This window comes from Thalassospira profundimaris (assembly GCF_003326755.1).
GTDB classification, from domain to species: Bacteria; Pseudomonadota; Alphaproteobacteria; order Rhodospirillales; family Thalassospiraceae; genus Thalassospira; species Thalassospira profundimaris_B.
Genome location: NZ_JPWH01000013.1, coordinates 92,465 through 109,245, shown reverse-complemented (window position 1 = coordinate 109,245; position 16,781 = coordinate 92,465). Strand labels below are relative to the sequence as shown.

15 protein-coding genes are annotated in these 16,781 nt (G+C 56.3%); 4 read left to right on the top strand and 11 right to left on the bottom strand.

All coding sequences use genetic code 11. From position 1 onward, the window contains the following. Window positions 1-226 precede the first annotated feature (226 nt). The 3 genes from TH25_RS15695 to TH25_RS15685 all read left to right on the top strand — a co-directional run bounded on the left by TH25_RS15695 (window position 227) and on the right by TH25_RS15685 (window position 4,012). Window positions 227-1,135, top strand: a complete 909-nt coding sequence (locus TH25_RS15695) for a uracil-DNA glycosylase (protein ID WP_114089302.1) — start codon at window positions 227-229, stop codon at window positions 1,133-1,135. Window positions 1,136-1,504: 369 nt separating this feature from the next. Continuing rightward, window positions 1,505-3,355 carry a lytic transglycosylase domain-containing protein gene (locus tag TH25_RS15690; RefSeq protein ID WP_114089341.1) on the top strand — a complete coding sequence of 617 codons (1,851 nt, stop codon included), beginning with the start codon at window positions 1,505-1,507 and terminating at the stop codon, window positions 3,353-3,355. A gap of 156 nt (window positions 3,356-3,511) precedes the next feature. Further along, window positions 3,512-4,012 (top strand): hypothetical protein, encoded by a 501-nt coding sequence (locus TH25_RS15685; RefSeq protein ID WP_114089301.1) that lies wholly within the window; start codon window positions 3,512-3,514, stop codon window positions 4,010-4,012. Window positions 4,013-4,027: 15 nt separating this feature from the next. On the opposite strand, the gene TH25_RS15680 is transcribed toward TH25_RS15685, so the two are convergent. The 10 genes from TH25_RS15680 to TH25_RS15635 all read right to left on the bottom strand — a co-directional run bounded on the left by TH25_RS15680 (window position 4,028) and on the right by TH25_RS15635 (window position 12,385). Then, entirely contained in the window at window positions 4,028-5,056 is a 1,029-nt protein-coding gene (locus tag TH25_RS15680; protein WP_114089300.1) for a tetratricopeptide repeat protein, read from the bottom strand. 60 nt (window positions 5,057-5,116) lie between these two features. Next, entirely contained in the window at window positions 5,117-5,620 is a 504-nt protein-coding gene (locus TH25_RS15675) for a cytochrome c-type biogenesis protein (RefSeq protein ID WP_258549184.1), read from the bottom strand. Beyond that, window positions 5,617-6,156, bottom strand: a complete 540-nt coding sequence (locus TH25_RS15670) for a DsbE family thiol:disulfide interchange protein (RefSeq protein ID WP_114089298.1) — start codon at window positions 6,154-6,156, stop codon at window positions 5,617-5,619. The genes TH25_RS15675 and TH25_RS15670 overlap by 4 nt, the downstream gene beginning before the upstream one ends. After that, entirely contained in the window at window positions 6,153-8,264 is a 2,112-nt protein-coding gene (locus TH25_RS15665) for a heme lyase CcmF/NrfE family subunit (RefSeq protein WP_114089297.1), read from the bottom strand. Before TH25_RS15665 ends, TH25_RS15670 begins: the two co-directional genes overlap by 4 nt. 148 nt (window positions 8,265-8,412) lie before the next feature. Next, a complete protein-coding gene (ccmE, locus tag TH25_RS15660) occupies window positions 8,413-8,901 on the bottom strand; it encodes a cytochrome c maturation protein CcmE (protein ID WP_114089296.1) in 489 nt (162 codons plus the stop codon). A gap of 15 nt (window positions 8,902-8,916) precedes the next feature. Further along, entirely contained in the window at window positions 8,917-9,117 is a 201-nt protein-coding gene (gene ccmD, locus TH25_RS15655; RefSeq protein WP_114089295.1) for a heme exporter protein CcmD, read from the bottom strand. Next, window positions 9,114-9,890 carry a heme ABC transporter permease gene (locus tag TH25_RS15650; RefSeq protein ID WP_114089294.1) on the bottom strand — a complete coding sequence of 259 codons (777 nt, stop codon included), beginning with the start codon at window positions 9,888-9,890 and terminating at the stop codon, window positions 9,114-9,116. Before TH25_RS15650 ends, ccmD begins: the two co-directional genes overlap by 4 nt. Window positions 9,891-10,009: 119 nt before the next feature. Next, window positions 10,010-10,675 carry a heme exporter protein CcmB gene (gene ccmB, locus TH25_RS15645; RefSeq protein ID WP_114089293.1) on the bottom strand — a complete coding sequence of 222 codons (666 nt, stop codon included), beginning with the start codon at window positions 10,673-10,675 and terminating at the stop codon, window positions 10,010-10,012. Further along, window positions 10,672-11,454, bottom strand: a complete 783-nt coding sequence (ccmA, locus tag TH25_RS15640; RefSeq protein WP_114089340.1) for a heme ABC exporter ATP-binding protein CcmA — start codon at window positions 11,452-11,454, stop codon at window positions 10,672-10,674. The genes ccmB and ccmA overlap by 4 nt, the downstream gene beginning before the upstream one ends. Window positions 11,455-11,620: 166 nt before the next feature. Further along, window positions 11,621-12,385, bottom strand: coding sequence for a DUF1223 domain-containing protein (locus tag TH25_RS15635; RefSeq protein ID WP_258549183.1), 765 nt, complete (start codon window positions 12,383-12,385; stop codon window positions 11,621-11,623). Window positions 12,386-12,657: 272 nt separating this feature from the next. On the opposite strand from TH25_RS15635, the gene TH25_RS15630 reads away from it, so the two are divergent. Next, window positions 12,658-13,992, top strand: coding sequence for a sodium-dependent transporter (locus tag TH25_RS15630; protein WP_114089291.1), 1,335 nt, complete (start codon window positions 12,658-12,660; stop codon window positions 13,990-13,992). 94 nt (window positions 13,993-14,086) lie between these two features. Here the strand turns inward: TH25_RS15630 and TH25_RS15625 are convergent, their stop codons facing one another. Then, window positions 14,087-16,693, bottom strand: a complete 2,607-nt coding sequence (locus TH25_RS15625) for an EAL domain-containing protein (RefSeq protein ID WP_258549182.1) — start codon at window positions 16,691-16,693, stop codon at window positions 14,087-14,089. Between the last annotated feature and the right edge of the window lie 88 nt (window positions 16,694-16,781).

The window sequence follows — 16,781 nt, the reverse complement described above, 5'->3', positions numbered from 1 at the left end:
TCCTTTGTCGCAGCATGGGCTTTTTGCCGTTATTAGTGCTGCGGCGGTATCTTTATGATCGGGGTCTCGCCCAGGCCCCGCATGGCACTTCGTATTTAATCGGTAAATCTATACCGATTAAACCTTTGTTTGTATATGGCGCATCGCCATCAAAACCGTTAAAGTCAGGGCAAATTTTACCATTCCCATGACCGTGCGCAAGAATATATGCGTCTTTTTTGTGTAAATGAGTGAACCAATATCAGATTTTGATGTAAATAGTCTCGATGCGCTGCAAGCCCTTATCTGGCAATATGAAATGGGCGTTGACGAAGCCATTGCCGAAGAACCGCTAGACCGGTTCCGGGCTTCGGAAAGTCTTTCGCGCCAGAATACCGGGCCGAAAACCGCGCCGGGCGGGCGCGGAACCTTTGGCCTGAAAGGCGCGGGCGCGGGCCGCACATCCGGTGCTAGCGCGGGGGCGGGTGCTGGCATGATGCCGCCGGTTGGTACGGGCGGTTTTGTTTTGTCTGATGCCCCGCACGAAGCCCGCCTCTCGGCGCAAAGGGCGGCGTCCGATGCTCAAACGCTTGATGACTTGCGCCAGGCCATTATTGCCTTTGATGGCTGTGCCCTTAAAAAATCGGCCAGCAATACGGTGTTTGGCGCGGGCGATCCGGCAGCGGAAATCATGCTGGTGGGGGAAATGCCCGATGCCGACGAAGACCGGCAGGGCGTGCCTTTTGCCGGGGCACCGGGACAGTTGCTTGAGGCGATGTTGCGATCCATCGGGCTCTCGCGCGAGACGGTGTATCTGACCAACATTCTGCCCTGGCGCCCACCAGGCAATCGCCAGCCCACCCCGGATGAATTGATGGTGTGCGAACCGTTTGTGCGTCGCCATATTGCGCTGGTGTCGCCGCGTATCGTGGTGTGCATGGGCGGCAATGCGGCCAAGGTGCTGCTGGCGGAAAACAAGGGTATTACCCGCCTGCGCGGGACCTGGAAAGATGTGGCGTTTTCCGATTCGCTTCAGGTGGATGTCACGGCCATGTATCATCCGGAATATTTGATCAAGACGCCCGAGCAAAAACGCGTGGCCTGGCAGGATTTGCGTGCTGTCGTTAAAAAATGGCGGGGCCCCGCAAGCGTGTAAATGCGTTTTCGACCATAACATGACCATGCCATTACGTCTCGGTGCCCGGTTATTTTTAAGTGTTGCCTGCGGGATAGGGCTTTTAAAAAGGTTGCCGTGCAGGATGCTGGCCGGGAGTCGATAACTGTTTTTGGAAAATTGCCAGAATGGAGACTCGCGTCATGGCGCGGGCAAGGCTGCTATGCAAACGCAACCCAGGGTCGGGCAAGGTGCTGATTACAGGATAAAAAGGCTTCGTTGCCTGCGAAATTGCTGGTATATATTGGCGCAGAAAAGTGGAAAAATCCGCTGACACAGGTTGCGGGGGCAAACTGCTTCGGGTTAGAAAAAGCCGCGTTCACACCGGGGTCCGATTGGGGAAAACAGGTTTTGATCGAAGCAAGCACAGTGTTCAGTTCGCGTATTTCAGCGCGGATCAAGCGTAGCTTTACCGTTTTTGCACTGGCCACCCTGTGTGTGACCGGGCCAAAAGTGGTGCATGCCGCCCAGGAGCAGGCCGCGTTAAGCAGTCCTGGCCTTGATGACGTGTCTGACAGCGATGCGGTGAAAATTCCGGCAGTTCTGTCCAGTCGTGATGCCGAACTGTATCGCCAGATTTTCAAGGTGCAGGAAGACGGGCGCTGGAAAGATGCCGACAGGCTGATTTCGCGTCTGTCGGATGATGTTTTGATGGGCCATGTCATGGCCCAGCGTTACCTGCATCCAACGGCCTATCGGTCGCGGTTTTCCGAATTGCGTGACTGGCTGGCGAAATATGCCGACCTGCCCGAAGCGCCGCGCATTTACAAACTTGCGATGATGCGCCGTGGCTCCGCGGCAAAGCCCAAAAGCCCGGTTGGATCCTATCTCAAGGGCGCTGGATACGATTACGAGGATATCCGTCCCTATTATCATAAATCGACCAAAAGCCTGTCTGCCGCACAGCGCAGCCGGGTTTCTGTCTTGAAACGCCGCATTCACGCCCGCATCCGTTCGGGCTGGCCGACAGGGGCGCTTGAAATCCTGAATGGCAAGGAAGCCCAGCATTTATTTGATGCCTATGAACAGGATCAGGCCCGCGCGGCAATTGCCTCGGGCTATTATTATTTTGGCAAGCCCGACCTTGCCCTTAAACATGCGGCGCGCGCTGCCAAACGGTCCGGTAAATATCTGCCCGAAGCCCTGTGGGTTGCCGGTTTGACGGCCTGGCGTTTGAACAAGTTTGACGAAGCCCATCAGCAGTTCGATGATGTTTCAACCAACCAGTATGCCTCAAGCTGGACCCGTTCTGCCGGGGCCTTCTGGGCGGCACGGATTGATCTGGCTGAAGGCAAGTTTGACCGTGCGGACAAACTTTTGAACCGTGCGGCAAAATATCCGCGGTCCTTTTATGGTTTGCTGGCCCTGCGCGCGCTGGGCCGTGACGACGTATTTGACTGGGACAGCCTGAGCCTGACCCAGGACCGGGCCAACAAGTTGCGCCTTGACCCGATGGGACGGCGTGCCCTGGCCCTGTTGCAGATTGGCAATCGCCACGAGGCGGAACGGGAATTGCGCAAGGCAGCCATTTCCGACGATCCCAGCCTGCGTCGTGCGGTTCTGGCCCTTGCCGATACCGAAAAATTCGCCGCGCTGACCATGCGTCTTGGCAATTACATCGCCCAGAAATCGGGCGAGGTGATTGTAAATGCACTCTATCCGGTGCCGTCATGGGTGCCCGAAGGCGGCTATAACGTCGATCGCGCCCTGATTTATGCGCTGATGCGCCAGGAATCGGGCTTTAATGCCGAGGCACGCAGCCATGCCGGGGCCCGTGGATTGATGCAGTTAATGCCGGCAACCGCCAGCTATATTGGCAATACCCGTTATCGCGGGGCCAAACGGGCAGAGCTTTATGAGCCGAAAGTCAATATTGGCCTGGGGCAAAAATATGTTGGTCATTTGCTGGATCAGAACGGGGTGGATAACGGCTTTTTGCAGTTAATGGCGGCCTATAATGGCGGCATTGGCAATCTGGGGCGCTGGCAAAAGGCGCTTAAGGATAACGAGGATCCGCTTTATTTTATTGAAAGCATTCCGTCGCGGGAAACCCGCCTGTTTATTGAACGGGTGATGGCTAACCTTTGGATGTATCGGTCCCGTCTGGGGCAGGATCGCCCGTCGCTGGACCGTCTGGCAGCCGGTAAATGGCCGGTTTACCAATCCCAGGATGATGCGGACGGCATTGCCTCGGCCGAGTAGGGATTTTTTCTGCGTGTTCGCATGCGACATTTCGGGATGGGCAGAACATCTGTTTTGAAAAACCGTCATTGGCGATAAAATGGCCAATGGCGGTTTTTGTTATTCCGCCCGCAAAAGAACGCCCTGCCATCATCATTGCAACCCGAGTCCTGACAAGTGACAAAACCGCGAAACGCGCACGACCGGCACAATTTACAGAAAAGCTCGGCCCCTGTTCATTCGGCAGGCGAGGCGAACCGTGATGCACGCCGCAGGTCGCACGGGACTTTTCTGGACCGCATCAACCTGCCCGCCATGAGCGGCGAGGAAGCCCTGCGCCGTTATGACGGGCGCTTGCGGCAATATGCCGGGCATGGGGATAACCAAGATTCCGGGCAACAGGACGCGGTACAGGAACCGGAGTTAACGGCCTCGGACAGCACGTTAAATGTACAGGACCATCAGGGATACTCCAAGCAGGGGCGGGACAATTACGCAACATACGGCCAGGATAGAAAAACACCAACCGGGCGGGCGGCTTCGTCCCGTGCCGATCTTTCGGCGCTGGCGGAATGGCCGTTGCTGACCCGGATCATCGGACTGGTCGGTACATTGGGAATGCTTGTTGCCCTGATTGTCCTGGGGCTGTTTGTTGCCGGATGGGTAAACGGCCTTTAAAAGCGTTCAAGGCGTTCAAGGCCGCTCACTGGCAACCGGGTCTTGGTTGTTTTGTTTTGCGGTATCGTCTTTACCGTTTTCAACGTTGTCGCCGTTTTTGCCAGCATCGATCTGGGCTTGCAGGGAGGCGATTTCAGCCGCGGTCGAGGCATGAAGCGGCGCATCGACCGGCAGGTCCCGAACAAGATCCTTTAGCACATGAAGGGACTGTTCCAGATGTCCCTGTTGTTCCAGCATCACGCCATAATAATAGCGGCTAAGACGGTGATTGGGCATTTGCCCCAGCGCGTGAAGCACCAGATTGCGCGATACCTCGTCAATATGGCCGCCCTGGGCGGTAATGCGGGTATCGGCATATTCAATCGCCAGCAGCGGGTTTTGCCCCGACAGGGCATAGGCCCGGCGATAGGCGGCAACAGCACGGTCAATATCGCCAAGCCGCAAGGATCCGCGCGCCAGAACCAGCCAGCCCTGCAGATTGCGCGGGTTGGATTCCAGCGAAATCACGATCTGCCCCAGCAACCGGCGAATTTGTTTATCAGTCTGGGCATCGGGGTCGTCGGCATCAACGGATGCCGCGGCGGCGGCGGCGATATTGCGTTCGCTTGCCCGTTCGGCATAGGGGCGGGCGGGCATTTCCGGGTGGCCCTGCCATAAATAGATGCCAAGGGCGGCCAGAACGGGGACAATAGCGATCAAACCAACGCCGACGGCCCGTTTTCGATCAATGCTTTCAGCCTCAACCGGTTTGTCGCCTGGGTCCGCAACGACCACTGGCGTATTCGGGACATCCTGATCACGGCCATGTCGGCCCGTGATATAATCCGTCTCGTCCTCCAGATCATCGTCATCGTCATCGTCGTCGTCATCAACAACGTCGCCAATCTGGTATTGGGGTTTGGCCTCCTTTTGGGGGGCTGCATGGCTGTGCGTGGCGGCGGTGATATTGCCCGCTGCCGACGGATTTTTGCCGCGCCAAAAGGCCGTGAAAAACACGGTAATGAATGACAGTATGGAAAGTCCCGCAATACCCAGCCAGATCATGGTGTGCCTGTCCGGGAAAAGGTTCTGGCGATGCTGTCTTTCGTGCCGGTCATGGGCGGCTTAATCCCCCGAAGGATTTAGAATTTCATTAAGGCGTTTGCGTTCCTGATCGGTCAGGTTGGCCGGTGTGGTGCGGCCTTCACGCTTTTTGCGGCGATAAAATCCGAACACGGCCAACCCGGCAAGTCCGACCAGAATAAACGGGCTGGCCCAAAGAATGTACGTATCAGGCTTGAGCGGCGGGTTTAGCAGCACATAGTCACCATAGCGCGCGACGATATAATTGATCGCCTGTTGGTTGGTATCGCCTGCCAGCAGGCGCTCGCGCACCAGAACGCGCAAATCATGGGCCAAATCGGCATCGGAATCGTCAATCGACTGGTTCTGGCACACCAGGCAGCGCAATTCCTCGCTGATTTCGCGCGCGCGCGCTTCCAGCGCCGGGTCGGACAGCATTTCATCGGGGTTCACGGCATAGGCCGGGCGGGCATAAAAGGCCAGGGCCATGACCAGGGCCAGCATCGGAAGCATTAACGGCCCGTTTAGGCGAAGAAGGCGTATCATCCTTTTTTCAACTCCCTGATTTTGGGCAGCAGCACGTCTTCGAGTGTTTTTTCGTCAATCGGACCGACCTGTTTATAGGCGATTTTGCCTTCGCCATCGATGATGAAGGTTTCGGGCACGCCATAAACGCCAAAATCAATGGCGGTGCGCCCGGAAATATCCATGCCGACGGCGGTGTAGGGATCGCCCATTTCATCAAGCCAGTTTACGCCGTCCTGCGGGTCCTTTTCCTTGTAGTTCAGACCATAGACCGGCACATCGGCCTCGGCGGCAAGGCGTTTGATCATCGGGTGTTCGGCCCGGCAGGGCACACACCAGGAGGCAAAAACGTTAATGACGGAAACATGGCCCTGTGTCAGGTCGGCATGGGAAATGCCCGTCTCCCGGCCCGGCAGCGGCGGCAGCGAAAATTCCGGGGCCGGTTTGCCAATCAGGGCCGATGGAATGACGGACTGGTCCTTGCCGATATTGGTCAGAAAAATACCGGCCAATGCCGCAAACAGCACCAGCGGTATGACAGCGATCCAGAACCTCATGGGGCGGAAACTCCGTTCTTCTTGAAAAGCAGGATCATGCGGGTCAGCACATTTATGATCCCGCCCAGCAGGATAAGCAGCATGCCCGCCCATACCCACGGCATCATGGGCAGAAAACGGACATCAACAATACGGCCACTATCCTCGGCGCGGTCGCCAATCGACACATGCAGGTCGCCATCGCGACCATGCCAGATGGCGGATTCCTTGGTTTCAACCCCGCGAATCGGATAATAGCGGACTTCAGGATAAAGTTCGGTCACAGGCTGTGCATTGCGATAAACAATGAATTTGGCCTTGCGGGTGGCAAAATTTTCGCCCGGCAGCAGGGAAACCCCTTCATATTGCAAATTATAGGGGCCAATTTCGATGCTTTGCCCGGTGCGCGCCGACAGCACGGATTGTTCTTCCCATATGCTGCTGGCCGATCCCCCGGCGATCAGCAGGGCCATGCCGATATGGGCCAGTGACATGCCCAGATAACGCGGGCCAAGCAACTGGATATTGCGATATTTGCTTTCGCCGTGATCGCGATGGCGCCACAGTTTTTCCCACAAATCGCCAAGGGCGGCTGTCACCACCCAGGCGGCAAGGCCAATGCCGAGTAACGGCAGCGAAGGCGCATCGATATGGCGCATCCAGACAAACAGGGTAACAATGATGGACAGGATCAGCGCCAGTTTCATGCGCCGCCCAACCGATGCCGCACCGTCAACCCGCCAGCGCAATGTGGGCGACAGCCCCATGAGCAGCAGCATGGCAAGGGTAACGGGCATCAGCGCCTGAACAAAAAAGGGCGGGCCAACGGTTATGATGGTGCCCCCCAGCCAGCGTAAAAACAGCGGATAAACAGTGCCAATTAACACAATGGCCGCCGCCACAGCCAGCATCACACTATTGATGAACATGGCACTTTCGCGTGACACCAGGGTAAAATCGGCATTTTCGCGCAATTGCCCGGCCACACGCGCAAACAGGTAATAGGCCCCGGCAAACAGCACACAAAAACCGACCAGCAGAACCGCGTTATCCCCGCTGGAGCGTAGGGCAGCAGGCAGCGGACCCAGCAGGTCTGATCGGGATAAAAAGGTGCCAAACCACCCGGCGCCAAAGGCCGAAAGGGCCAAAAGGGCAGTCCAGGGTTTCAGGGCTTCGGTTTTTTCCAGAACGGCCAGGCAGTGTAAAAAGGCGGTTGCCAGAAGCCAGGGCAGTAATACCGCATTTTCCGAGGCATCCCAATACCACCAGTTCCCCCAGCTTTGCTGGGAATAGGCCCGATAGGCGCTGATCGCCATTGCCGCCCCCAGCAGGGTCCAGGAGATAAGGGTCCAGGGGCGCAGCATTTCGGCCCAGGCGCGATGCAGGGCGGCGCGGGGCAGGGCGGCAATGGTGGCGGCAAAAATAACCGATAACCCCGACAGCCCGGCATAAAGTGCGGGTGAATAAAAAAGATCGAGAATATCCTGCGATTGCGGATCAAAACCCTGCCCGTCAAGCGGCGGGGCGGCCAGACGGGCAAAAGGGGTGCCATCAATCAATACACTGGCGGCCAGCAGGCCGACAACCAGCCCCATGACGGAGACAATTGCCTGCGGGTTTTCAGCCTTTTTGAAAATCGCGTTCTGAATCAGAAAAAGAATGGCCGCACTTGATGTCAGCGTGACCCACAGGAGGGTCGCCCCGCAATCCGGGCTGATGGCCGCCGCGATACGATACATCAGCGGGGTGGAGGAATGGCTGTATTGCGCCACCATTGCCAGGGTAAAATCGCTGGTGACAAAGCTGTATATCTGGCTGGCCTGGGCACCCAGGGCCAAAAGGCAAATCAACACCGGCAGCGGCCAGAGTGGCATGGGCGAAAGGGATGCGCCGGGGCTGATGCGGACCGCCCCGGGGGTTAGAAGAGCGGATGAAAAATGATGCCAGAAACCGTGCTGGCCCCCGGTGTCAAGCGACGACACACCCCCGGCGGTTTGCAGATGTGCGGTATTGCGCAGCCCAAGCGAACCGCGCCGGAAAACGATGCCAAGTGGCGAAAACAGGATGGCCTGGCAGAAGGCCAGCATCATAAGAAGAATAAGCGCGAAATGTCCGGTTTCTGCGATCATGCCGTCTGGTGCTTCGTCCTGTCATAAGAAAAACAGGGTTTCCCCTGCCATCTGGTGATGGGCGGTAAGGCTATCTGAAAATGTGCCAAAATTGGAACCATCCCAAAAAGAAATATCCCCGATACTTCTGATGGTTCAAAAATATGGCTTAATTACGCATATTTTTGGCGTTTTGCGCTTCGATCTCTTCCCAATGTCCACTTTTTTTCAGGGCATCGGCCACTTCGCGCGGCATATAGTTTTCATCATGCTTGGCCAGTACTTCGCTGGCAACAAACTGGCCTTTGGGGTTCATGTGGCCTTCGGCAACCACGCCCTGGCCTTCGCGAAACAGGTCTGGCAGGATGCCGGTATAGGCAACCTGCACATCATGCTGCATATCGGTCACGGTAAAGGTGACGGTTTTGCCATCTGCCAGTTTTTGCAGCGACCCTTCCTCGACCAGGCCACCAATGCGCAGGCGGCGGTCCGGTGACATCGGCGACTGTTCGGCCAGTTCGGTCGGGCTGAAAAAGAAAACAACCGAATCCCGAAAGGCGGTCAGGCCCAGGGCCGCCGCACCGGCAGCGGCCAGTACAGCCAGGCTCGCCAGATACAGGCGTTGGCGTTTGCGTGATTTTGCGCGTGACAGGGACAAGGTTGTACCCTCCGATCAGGATTGGGCATCCGGCTGCGCTTTTTTGCGCCGCGGTCGCCGTGATTTTAACAGGGTTTCAAGATGGGCCAGGTCGCGGCGGCTTTTTTTCAGGCCCCGCAGACTGACCATCAACAGAACAACCAGCGCAATGGTGGCAAGACCATAGCTGGACCAGACATAACCGGCATAACCGCCCATTTCAAAAAAATTGCTCATTCGCCTGCTCCTGCCTGCTTGGCCGGGACGGCCAGATGGTGCTGATCGGCCACGCTCTGGCCGACACCGCCCAGTTGCAGGGCGCGAATGCGCCGTTCATTCAACTCCAGGCGGACCCGCACGATCAGCACGATCACATAATAGCCGGTAAAACCAATCGCGATCAAAAACAGCGGCCACAACATGCTGGGGTCAATGCTGGGTCCGCCCATGCGCGCCACCGATGCGGGCTGATGCAGGGTGTTCCACCAATCGACGGAAAATTTCACGATTGGCACATTGATCACACCCACCAGGGCCAGGGCCGACCCGGCCTTTGACCCGCGTTCAGAGTCATCAAAGGCATTTACCAGCGCCATGTAACCCAGATACAAAAACAGCAGGATCAGCATCGATGTCAGCCGGGCGTCCCACACCCACCAGGTGCCCCACATCGGTTCGCCCCACAGCGACCCCGTAATCAGGCAAAGTGCGGTAAAGGTGGCGCCAATCGGTGCGGTGGCACGGGCGGCAATGTCGGCCAGCGGATGTTTCCAGATCAAACTCATGGCACCACAAATTGCCATGCCGACATAACAAAACAGGCCCATCCAGGCGGCCGGCACATGAATATACATGATGCGCACCGTATCCCCCTGCTGATAATCGGCCGGGGATGCCACCAATGCCAGATATAACCCGACAGCAAGGGTGACAACCGTGATGCCAATGGCCCAGGGCATGATGGCGCTGGCCAGTTTAAGGAAGACACTTGGTTTGGCGAAACGATGCATTTTTCCTTGTCCATTCGCATCACGGCGGGAGATGCCCCACACCGGTTTGACGGTCTTTCTCTCGGTTTGTGTCGTGGCGGGCAGGGATTGTCGTGCGTCCTGCTTGCCGATAGTCTTGTTTATTCAACAGCCAGCCGCAGCGCGCGCGCCGCAGCCAGTGGGGCCAGGGCCAGCGTTAAAAGCAGGATGGCCCCCATAATTTGCAAATGTTCCCCGGCAGGCAAGCCCAACAAGGATGCCTCGACCGCACCGGCCCCGAAAATAAGCACCGGAATATACAGCGGCAAGACCAGCAGCGAAACCAGAACCCCGCCCCGTCGCGCGCCCAGAATAAGGGCTGCGCCAATCGCGCCAATCAGACTGAGCGCCGGGGTACCCACCAGCATCGCCAGCATCAATGTACCAAACCCGGCGCTGTTCATATTCAGCATCACCGCCATTAACGGGGCGGCAATAATCAGCGGCAGGCCCGTGGTCAGCCAGTGCGCCAAAACCTTGCCCAGCACCACCAGTTCCAGCGGCACCGGTGAAATGGCAAGCAGTTCCAGCGTGCCATCCTCGAAATCGGTCTGGAACACCCGTTCCAGTGACAGCATCGCGGCAAGCAGGGCCGACACCCAGATAACCCCCGATGCGATGCGTGCCAGAATATTGGCTTCCGGCCCGACACCAAAAGGAAACAGCGTGGTCGTTACAATGAAAAACGCTACCACCATGATGGAATCCGCGCCTTGACGAAGCGCAAGTCGCAAATCCCGTGCGAGAATGGCGATGAGTATCTTCATGCAATCCCCTCAAAATCGGTCGAGGGGCTGTGTATCTTCTTCCGCCGGGAAGGTGATGTGCCGTCCCGTGTCGTGCTGGCTGGTGTGGTGCTGGCATCGGGATGTTGCGCATCTGCATCTTCCCCGATTTCGTCCCTTAGCCAGTCAAACATCGGAATGGCGAATTCATCAAGGTTAAGGATGCGCGGCGCGGCAATCTCCAGATCGACATGGGTTGAATAAACAACGATGCCGCCTTTGGCGCGAAAATCATCAACTAACCGGGCCAGATCGGCACAGGATTCGCGGTCCAGCCCGACGGTGGGTTCATCAAGCAGCCAAAGCTCGCTTTCGCCCAGCAGAATACGCGCAAGGGCAGTCCGGCGTTTTTGCCCGCTTGACAGAAACCGGCCGCTGCTATTGGCAAGGTGCAAAATACCCAGCGCATCAAGCGCCTGGTCAATGGCGGCATCCACATTATCAACGTCGCGCAGACTGGCCCACAGGCGCAGATTATCGCGCACTGTCAGAACGGGTTTGACCGCATCCTGATGGCCCAGATACTGCATCCGGGCGCGATGGGCGGGCATGTCTTCGCGGATATTTTCGTTTTCCCAGCAAATGGTACCAGCCAGCGGTTCGGACAGCCCGGCCATCAGGCGCAGCAGGCTGGATTTCCCCGCGCCATTGCGTCCGCGCAGCATCAGGGCATCCCCCGGACGCGCATCGAACGCCAGATCGGTGAAAACAAGCCTTTCACCCCGGCGGCAGGTCAGATCAGAACCGGTAAAAACAATCATCCAGGCCACACAAACCATTCACAAGTCATGCACTTCTATACCGTGAAGTGTCATTGGAATCATGCTTTATCCGACATTTGCCCAAGAGACTTTGTTTCAGGTCAATCTCGCGCCCGGGCAGGCGGGTTTTTGCACATTATTTTAATAAAAACGTGGCGCGCCGGTATCAATCGAACCGTGCCATGCTCGCGCTGCGGATCGGTCCGCCATTTTCTTCCTGCAACAAAACGGCGATGCCGCCATTGCATTCATATTCCAGCCGGACGGGAATATCGCGCGGTTTGCCATCCCAGGTGCCAAGGTCGTCCAGCTCGCGCACGATATTGACATGCCGGAGGTTGCGACCGGCATTTTCACCGGCATCGACGTCGGTGCTGGCGTGCCGGTCAAATCCCAGCAGCCATATCTTAAGCGGTTTGTGCGGGACCGTGTTGGCAGGGGCCGCCAGATGAACGATGCCACCGGGTTTCTGCCCCGCTGTATTGTCGGTGGTGATGGTAATCCACGATTCCAGCGGCGAGGGTTTTGTGAATGCCGCGGCAAGGATGGCATCCTTGTTTGTGGCACGAACGGAACCGGCACCATTGATAATGACCTGCGGTGTATAGACATAGCTTTCATGATTGAAAGATGCGTATTTGCGCTGGCGGTCAGTATAGGCGGGTTCGGAAAAGCGGTCTTTCCATCCCAGATAATTCCAGTAGTCAACATGGAAAGACAGCAAAAGCAGATTGTCTGTTTCCCTGGAAATATCACGCAGCACCGCATCGGCTGGCGGGCAGGAACTGCATCCTTCGGAAGTAAACAGTTCAACAACCGCTTGCGGCGTAACACTGGCATTTTGGGCTGTGGCCGCATAAACAGGGCCTGAAACAGCCAGCGAGAGCAAGGCCGTCAGGACGCCATAGTGCGGTTTTTTGAGCTTTTCCATTTTCATGGGCCCATCATTGCCGATTGTGTCCTCACCTGCCAATCACAAGCGGTTGAACCGACCCCGGGCCCGTAAAATGAACGTTTGTTGCGCAAACAAGCGTAATATTTCTGCGAAATATCTTAAAAACGGTGATATTAAGGGATGTTTATCGTTCGCGATAATGCAAGGGGGCCGGGGTGCCCCTGTTTTTGTAACGCAAAAGAAAGCCGGTCCATCGACCTTCTTTAAGGCACATAAAGAGACTGGCAAGACAAGAGGGTTTGCAGGAAATGATACAACGTGAGCATTGGGGGTCACGCCTCGGCTTTATTCTGGCCGCAGCCGGGTCGGCGGTTGGCCTGGGGAATATCTGGAAATTTCCCTATATGGCAGGAAGCAACGGGGGTGGTGCCTTTCTGCTGATTTATCTCGCACTGGTCTTTACCATTGGCCTCTCGGTGATGCTGGCGGAAATGGTGATTGGCCGTTTGTCCGAGAAAAACGCCATTGGTGCCTTTAAAAAGCTTAAGGGTGGGGCCTGGCCTTTGGTTGGTCTGTGCGGTGTTGGTGCCGCCTTTACCATCCTGTCATTTTACAGTGTCGTTGCGGGCTGGACGATTGCCTATATGGTCAAGGCCGTGACCGGTGGCCTTTCCAGCAGCGATCCGGCCGTGCTGGGTGCCGCGTTTGACGGCTTTATTGCGGGCAATATCTCGCCGCTGGTTTACCATGCCATTTTCATGGCGCTGACGGTATTTGTCGTGCTTTCGGGGATTGGCAGCGGCATTGAACGGGCATCGAAAATTCTGATGCCAGCCCTGTTTGTATTGCTTCTTATCCTGATCGGGCGTGCCGTAACCCTGCCAGGGGCAGGCAAAGGTCTTGCCTTTCTGTTGCAGCCGGATTTCTCAAAAGTCACCTGGAACACGGTTTCCGATGCGCTCTCCCAGGCGTTTTTCTCGCTTTCACTGGGGATGGGGGCCATGATTACCTATGGGTCTTATCTGTCAAAAAAGGAGAATATTGCCGGGGCGGCAGGCTGGGTTGTTCTGCTTGATACGGCGGTTGCGGTATTGGCCGGCCTTTTGATTTTGCCAGCGGTTTTCGCCTTTGGCTTTGATCCGGGTGCAGGGCCGGGCCTGACCTTTATCACGTTGCCTGCCGTTTTTGCCCAGATGCCGTTTGGCGAATTTTTTGCCTTCCTGTTCTTCCTGCTTCTGGCAATTGCCGCGTTGACCTCGTCGGTATCCATTCTTGAAGTGGTGGTTGCCTATTTTGTTGATGATCGGGGCCTTAGCCGCAAGGTGGCTTCCATCATTATGGGGCTGATCATTTTTGTGCTTGGCATTCCGTCGTCCCTGTCAAACGGGATCATGAAGGACACCACATTCTTTGGTATGACGTTCTTTAACCTGATGGATTTTGTCTCGGCGAAATTGCTGTTGCCCATTGGCGGTCTGTTCATTTCGCTGTTTGTCGGCTGGGTGATCTGGGGCGCCGCCAGGGAAGATCTCGCCTCGCACAATGGCAAGGTTCCGGCCTGGATCAATATCTGGGGGATTTTGGTGAAGTTCATCGCCCCGGCAGCAATTGCCTTTATCCTGATCAGCGGATTGATCAGTTAAGTTATTGGCTTTATCCGCATCTTGCTGCTGCGCGATAGAATTAAGGCGGAAACGGCATCGCGTTTCCGCCTTTTTCACGGGCCCTTTAAACGGGTTAATTCGGTTTATAACCGGTTTGGCTGTGCGGCTGGCTAAAAAGCGGGGCGAAGTTTTTTTCGATTTGATCGGCCGGGGCGGGGCGACCACGCAAAAAGCCCTGGAGGAAATCGCACCCGTGATCGCGCAGGAATTGTTCCTGGGACAGGTTTTCAACACCTTCGGCAATACAGCTTTTGCCCAGGTTGTGCGCCATATTGATGATGGTGCGAACCAGTTCGCTACCCCCGATGCCCTTGCCAATATCGTTGACAAAACTCCGGTCAATTTTCAGCACATCAAACGGCACATGGCGCAGATAGCTCAGGCTGGAAAAGCCGGTGCCAAAATCATCGAGCGCGATTTTAACGCCAAGATCACTGATACGCTGCAACTTGCGGCAGGTATCCTCGATGTCCTGCATGAACAGGCTTTCGGTAATCTCAATTTCCAGCCGGTCGCCAGCAAGCCCGGTTTCATTCAGGACAGAGGCCACAAGGTCGCCAAACTCGATCGGGCTGTTAAATTGCTGGAGCGAGGCATTGACGGCCATCGTAATGTTATGCAGCCCCTTTTGACGCCATTGAACGGTTTGCATACAGGCGGTACGCAGCACCCAAAGGCCGATTTCATCAATCATGCCAATTTCTTCGGCCAGCGGGATGAACCGGTCGGGCCCAAGTTCGCCATGTTTGGGATGCTGCCAGCGGATCAGGGCTTCAAACCCGGAAAGTTGCCCGTTTGAGGCCAGGAATTGTGGTTGATAGGCGAGATAAAATTCGCGCCTTTCCACCGCGTGGCGCAAATCGCTTTCCAAAGCCAGGGTATCGCGGCTGACGGTGTTCATGGACCGGTTGTAATAATTGAACCGGTTGCGCCCGTGGTTCTTTGCCCGCAGCATGGCAATTTCGGCATTGCGCAGCAACATGGTGGTGTCATTGCCATCACGGGGATACAGCGTGATGCCCATGCTTGCGGTAATAAACAGTTCGGTGCCATTGGCCGAGAAATGCGGTTGATTGAAAACTTCCATCAAATCCTGGGCGATGGTTTCAAGCGTGTCGTTTTCATGCGTCTGGGGCAGCAGGATGGCAAAATCATCTGCCCCCATGCGCGCCAGCATGGTATCGGTCGGCAGGGCACGGTTCAGGCGACCGGCGAAATCGACCAGCACGTCATCTCCCACGCTGTGGCCCAGTGTGTTGTTGATGCGCTGAAAATTATCAATATCGATCAGCAGCACCGCCACATTGTTTTTGCTGCCGCGCTGTTCGTTCAAGGTGCGTCCCAGCACATCAAGAAACCGTCGCCGGTTGGGAAAACCGGTCAGTTCGTCGTAATGCGACAGGCGGCGAATATCTTCACTGGTTTGTTTGCGATCGGTAATGTCGGAAAAAATACCGGCATATTGCAACACCCGGCCTTCCTCGTCGCGAATGGCAATGATGGACAGCCACTCGGGGTAAATCTCGCCCGATTTGCGCCGGTTCCAGATTTCGCCCTGCCAGCGCCCGGCCCGGGTAATGCTTTGCCACATATCCTGGTAAAAGGCGCGGTCATGGCGGCCGGACTGCAAAATATTGGGGCTGCTGCCAATGGCCTCGCTGCGGCTGTAACCGGTGACACGGGTAAAGGACGGGTTGACGTCCTCGATTTTCCCCTGATCATCAACAATGATGATGCCGTCAGGCGAACTTTCAATGATCTTGCGGCTCAGATGCAGGGCTTTTTGCGCCCGCGCCAGGGCCGTATCGCGATCTTCCATCGCATTGTGCATGTGTTGCAGGTAATCATGCTCGATCGATGCCAGAAGATCGTTAAATGAAAGGATGCCCGGAACTTTATGTTGCGGGTCCGTCACGACCAGATGGCGGATCTGATGATCCATCATGATCTGGCGGGCGTCTTGCAGGCTTGTGGAATCCGGGATCTGACGCACGGGGCGGCTGGTAATTTCCCAGGCGGTGACGGATTTACCGCGTTTGACCAGATAGCCGACAATGTCGCGTTCCGTCACAATGCCGATGTCATGGGTGATGCCCGTTGTTTCCGTTTCTGCCGGAGATTGCACCGGCAGTGATTGTTTTGCATCGGCCGCGGGTTTGAAAACGATGGCGCTGTCACATTCATTGTCACGCATTGCGGCCTGTAACTCATCAATCGGAGTATCGCCCGGCATACACACGGTATTGCGCCGGACGATCGAGGCAACATTGCGTTCACGCAGCGGATGAATGGCACCGGGAACACGGATCAGGTCGCTTTGGCTGATGATACCGACCAGACATTCGGCATCGTCGATAATAATCAGGTGACGCAGCCTGTCGCGCCGCATGCGAAAGGTCGCCGCCTCGACAGAGGCGTGGGCGGACATTGTCCGGACCGGCGATGACATCCAGTCAGAAATCGGGCGCGAAAATGCAGCGTCATCATTTGCACGGATCGTTAGACAGTCATGTTCCGTCCAGACGCCGAGCGGGCGGTTTTGTTCCGTGACGACGATAGAGCTTCGGCGCTGCTGGTGCATCAGGGCAATCGCCTCGCCGAGCGGCATATCCGGGCCGCAGGTCAGGACTTTTCCCTGGCTTAGGGTTCCAATACGTATCGGTGCACGCGGGTGTTGCATTTTGTCGTCGCTGGTCATTCTTCAGGTAGTATAATTATAAGTGGCAAAACACATTTCTGTCACCCGTGTCAAAAGGCAAACAAGAGCA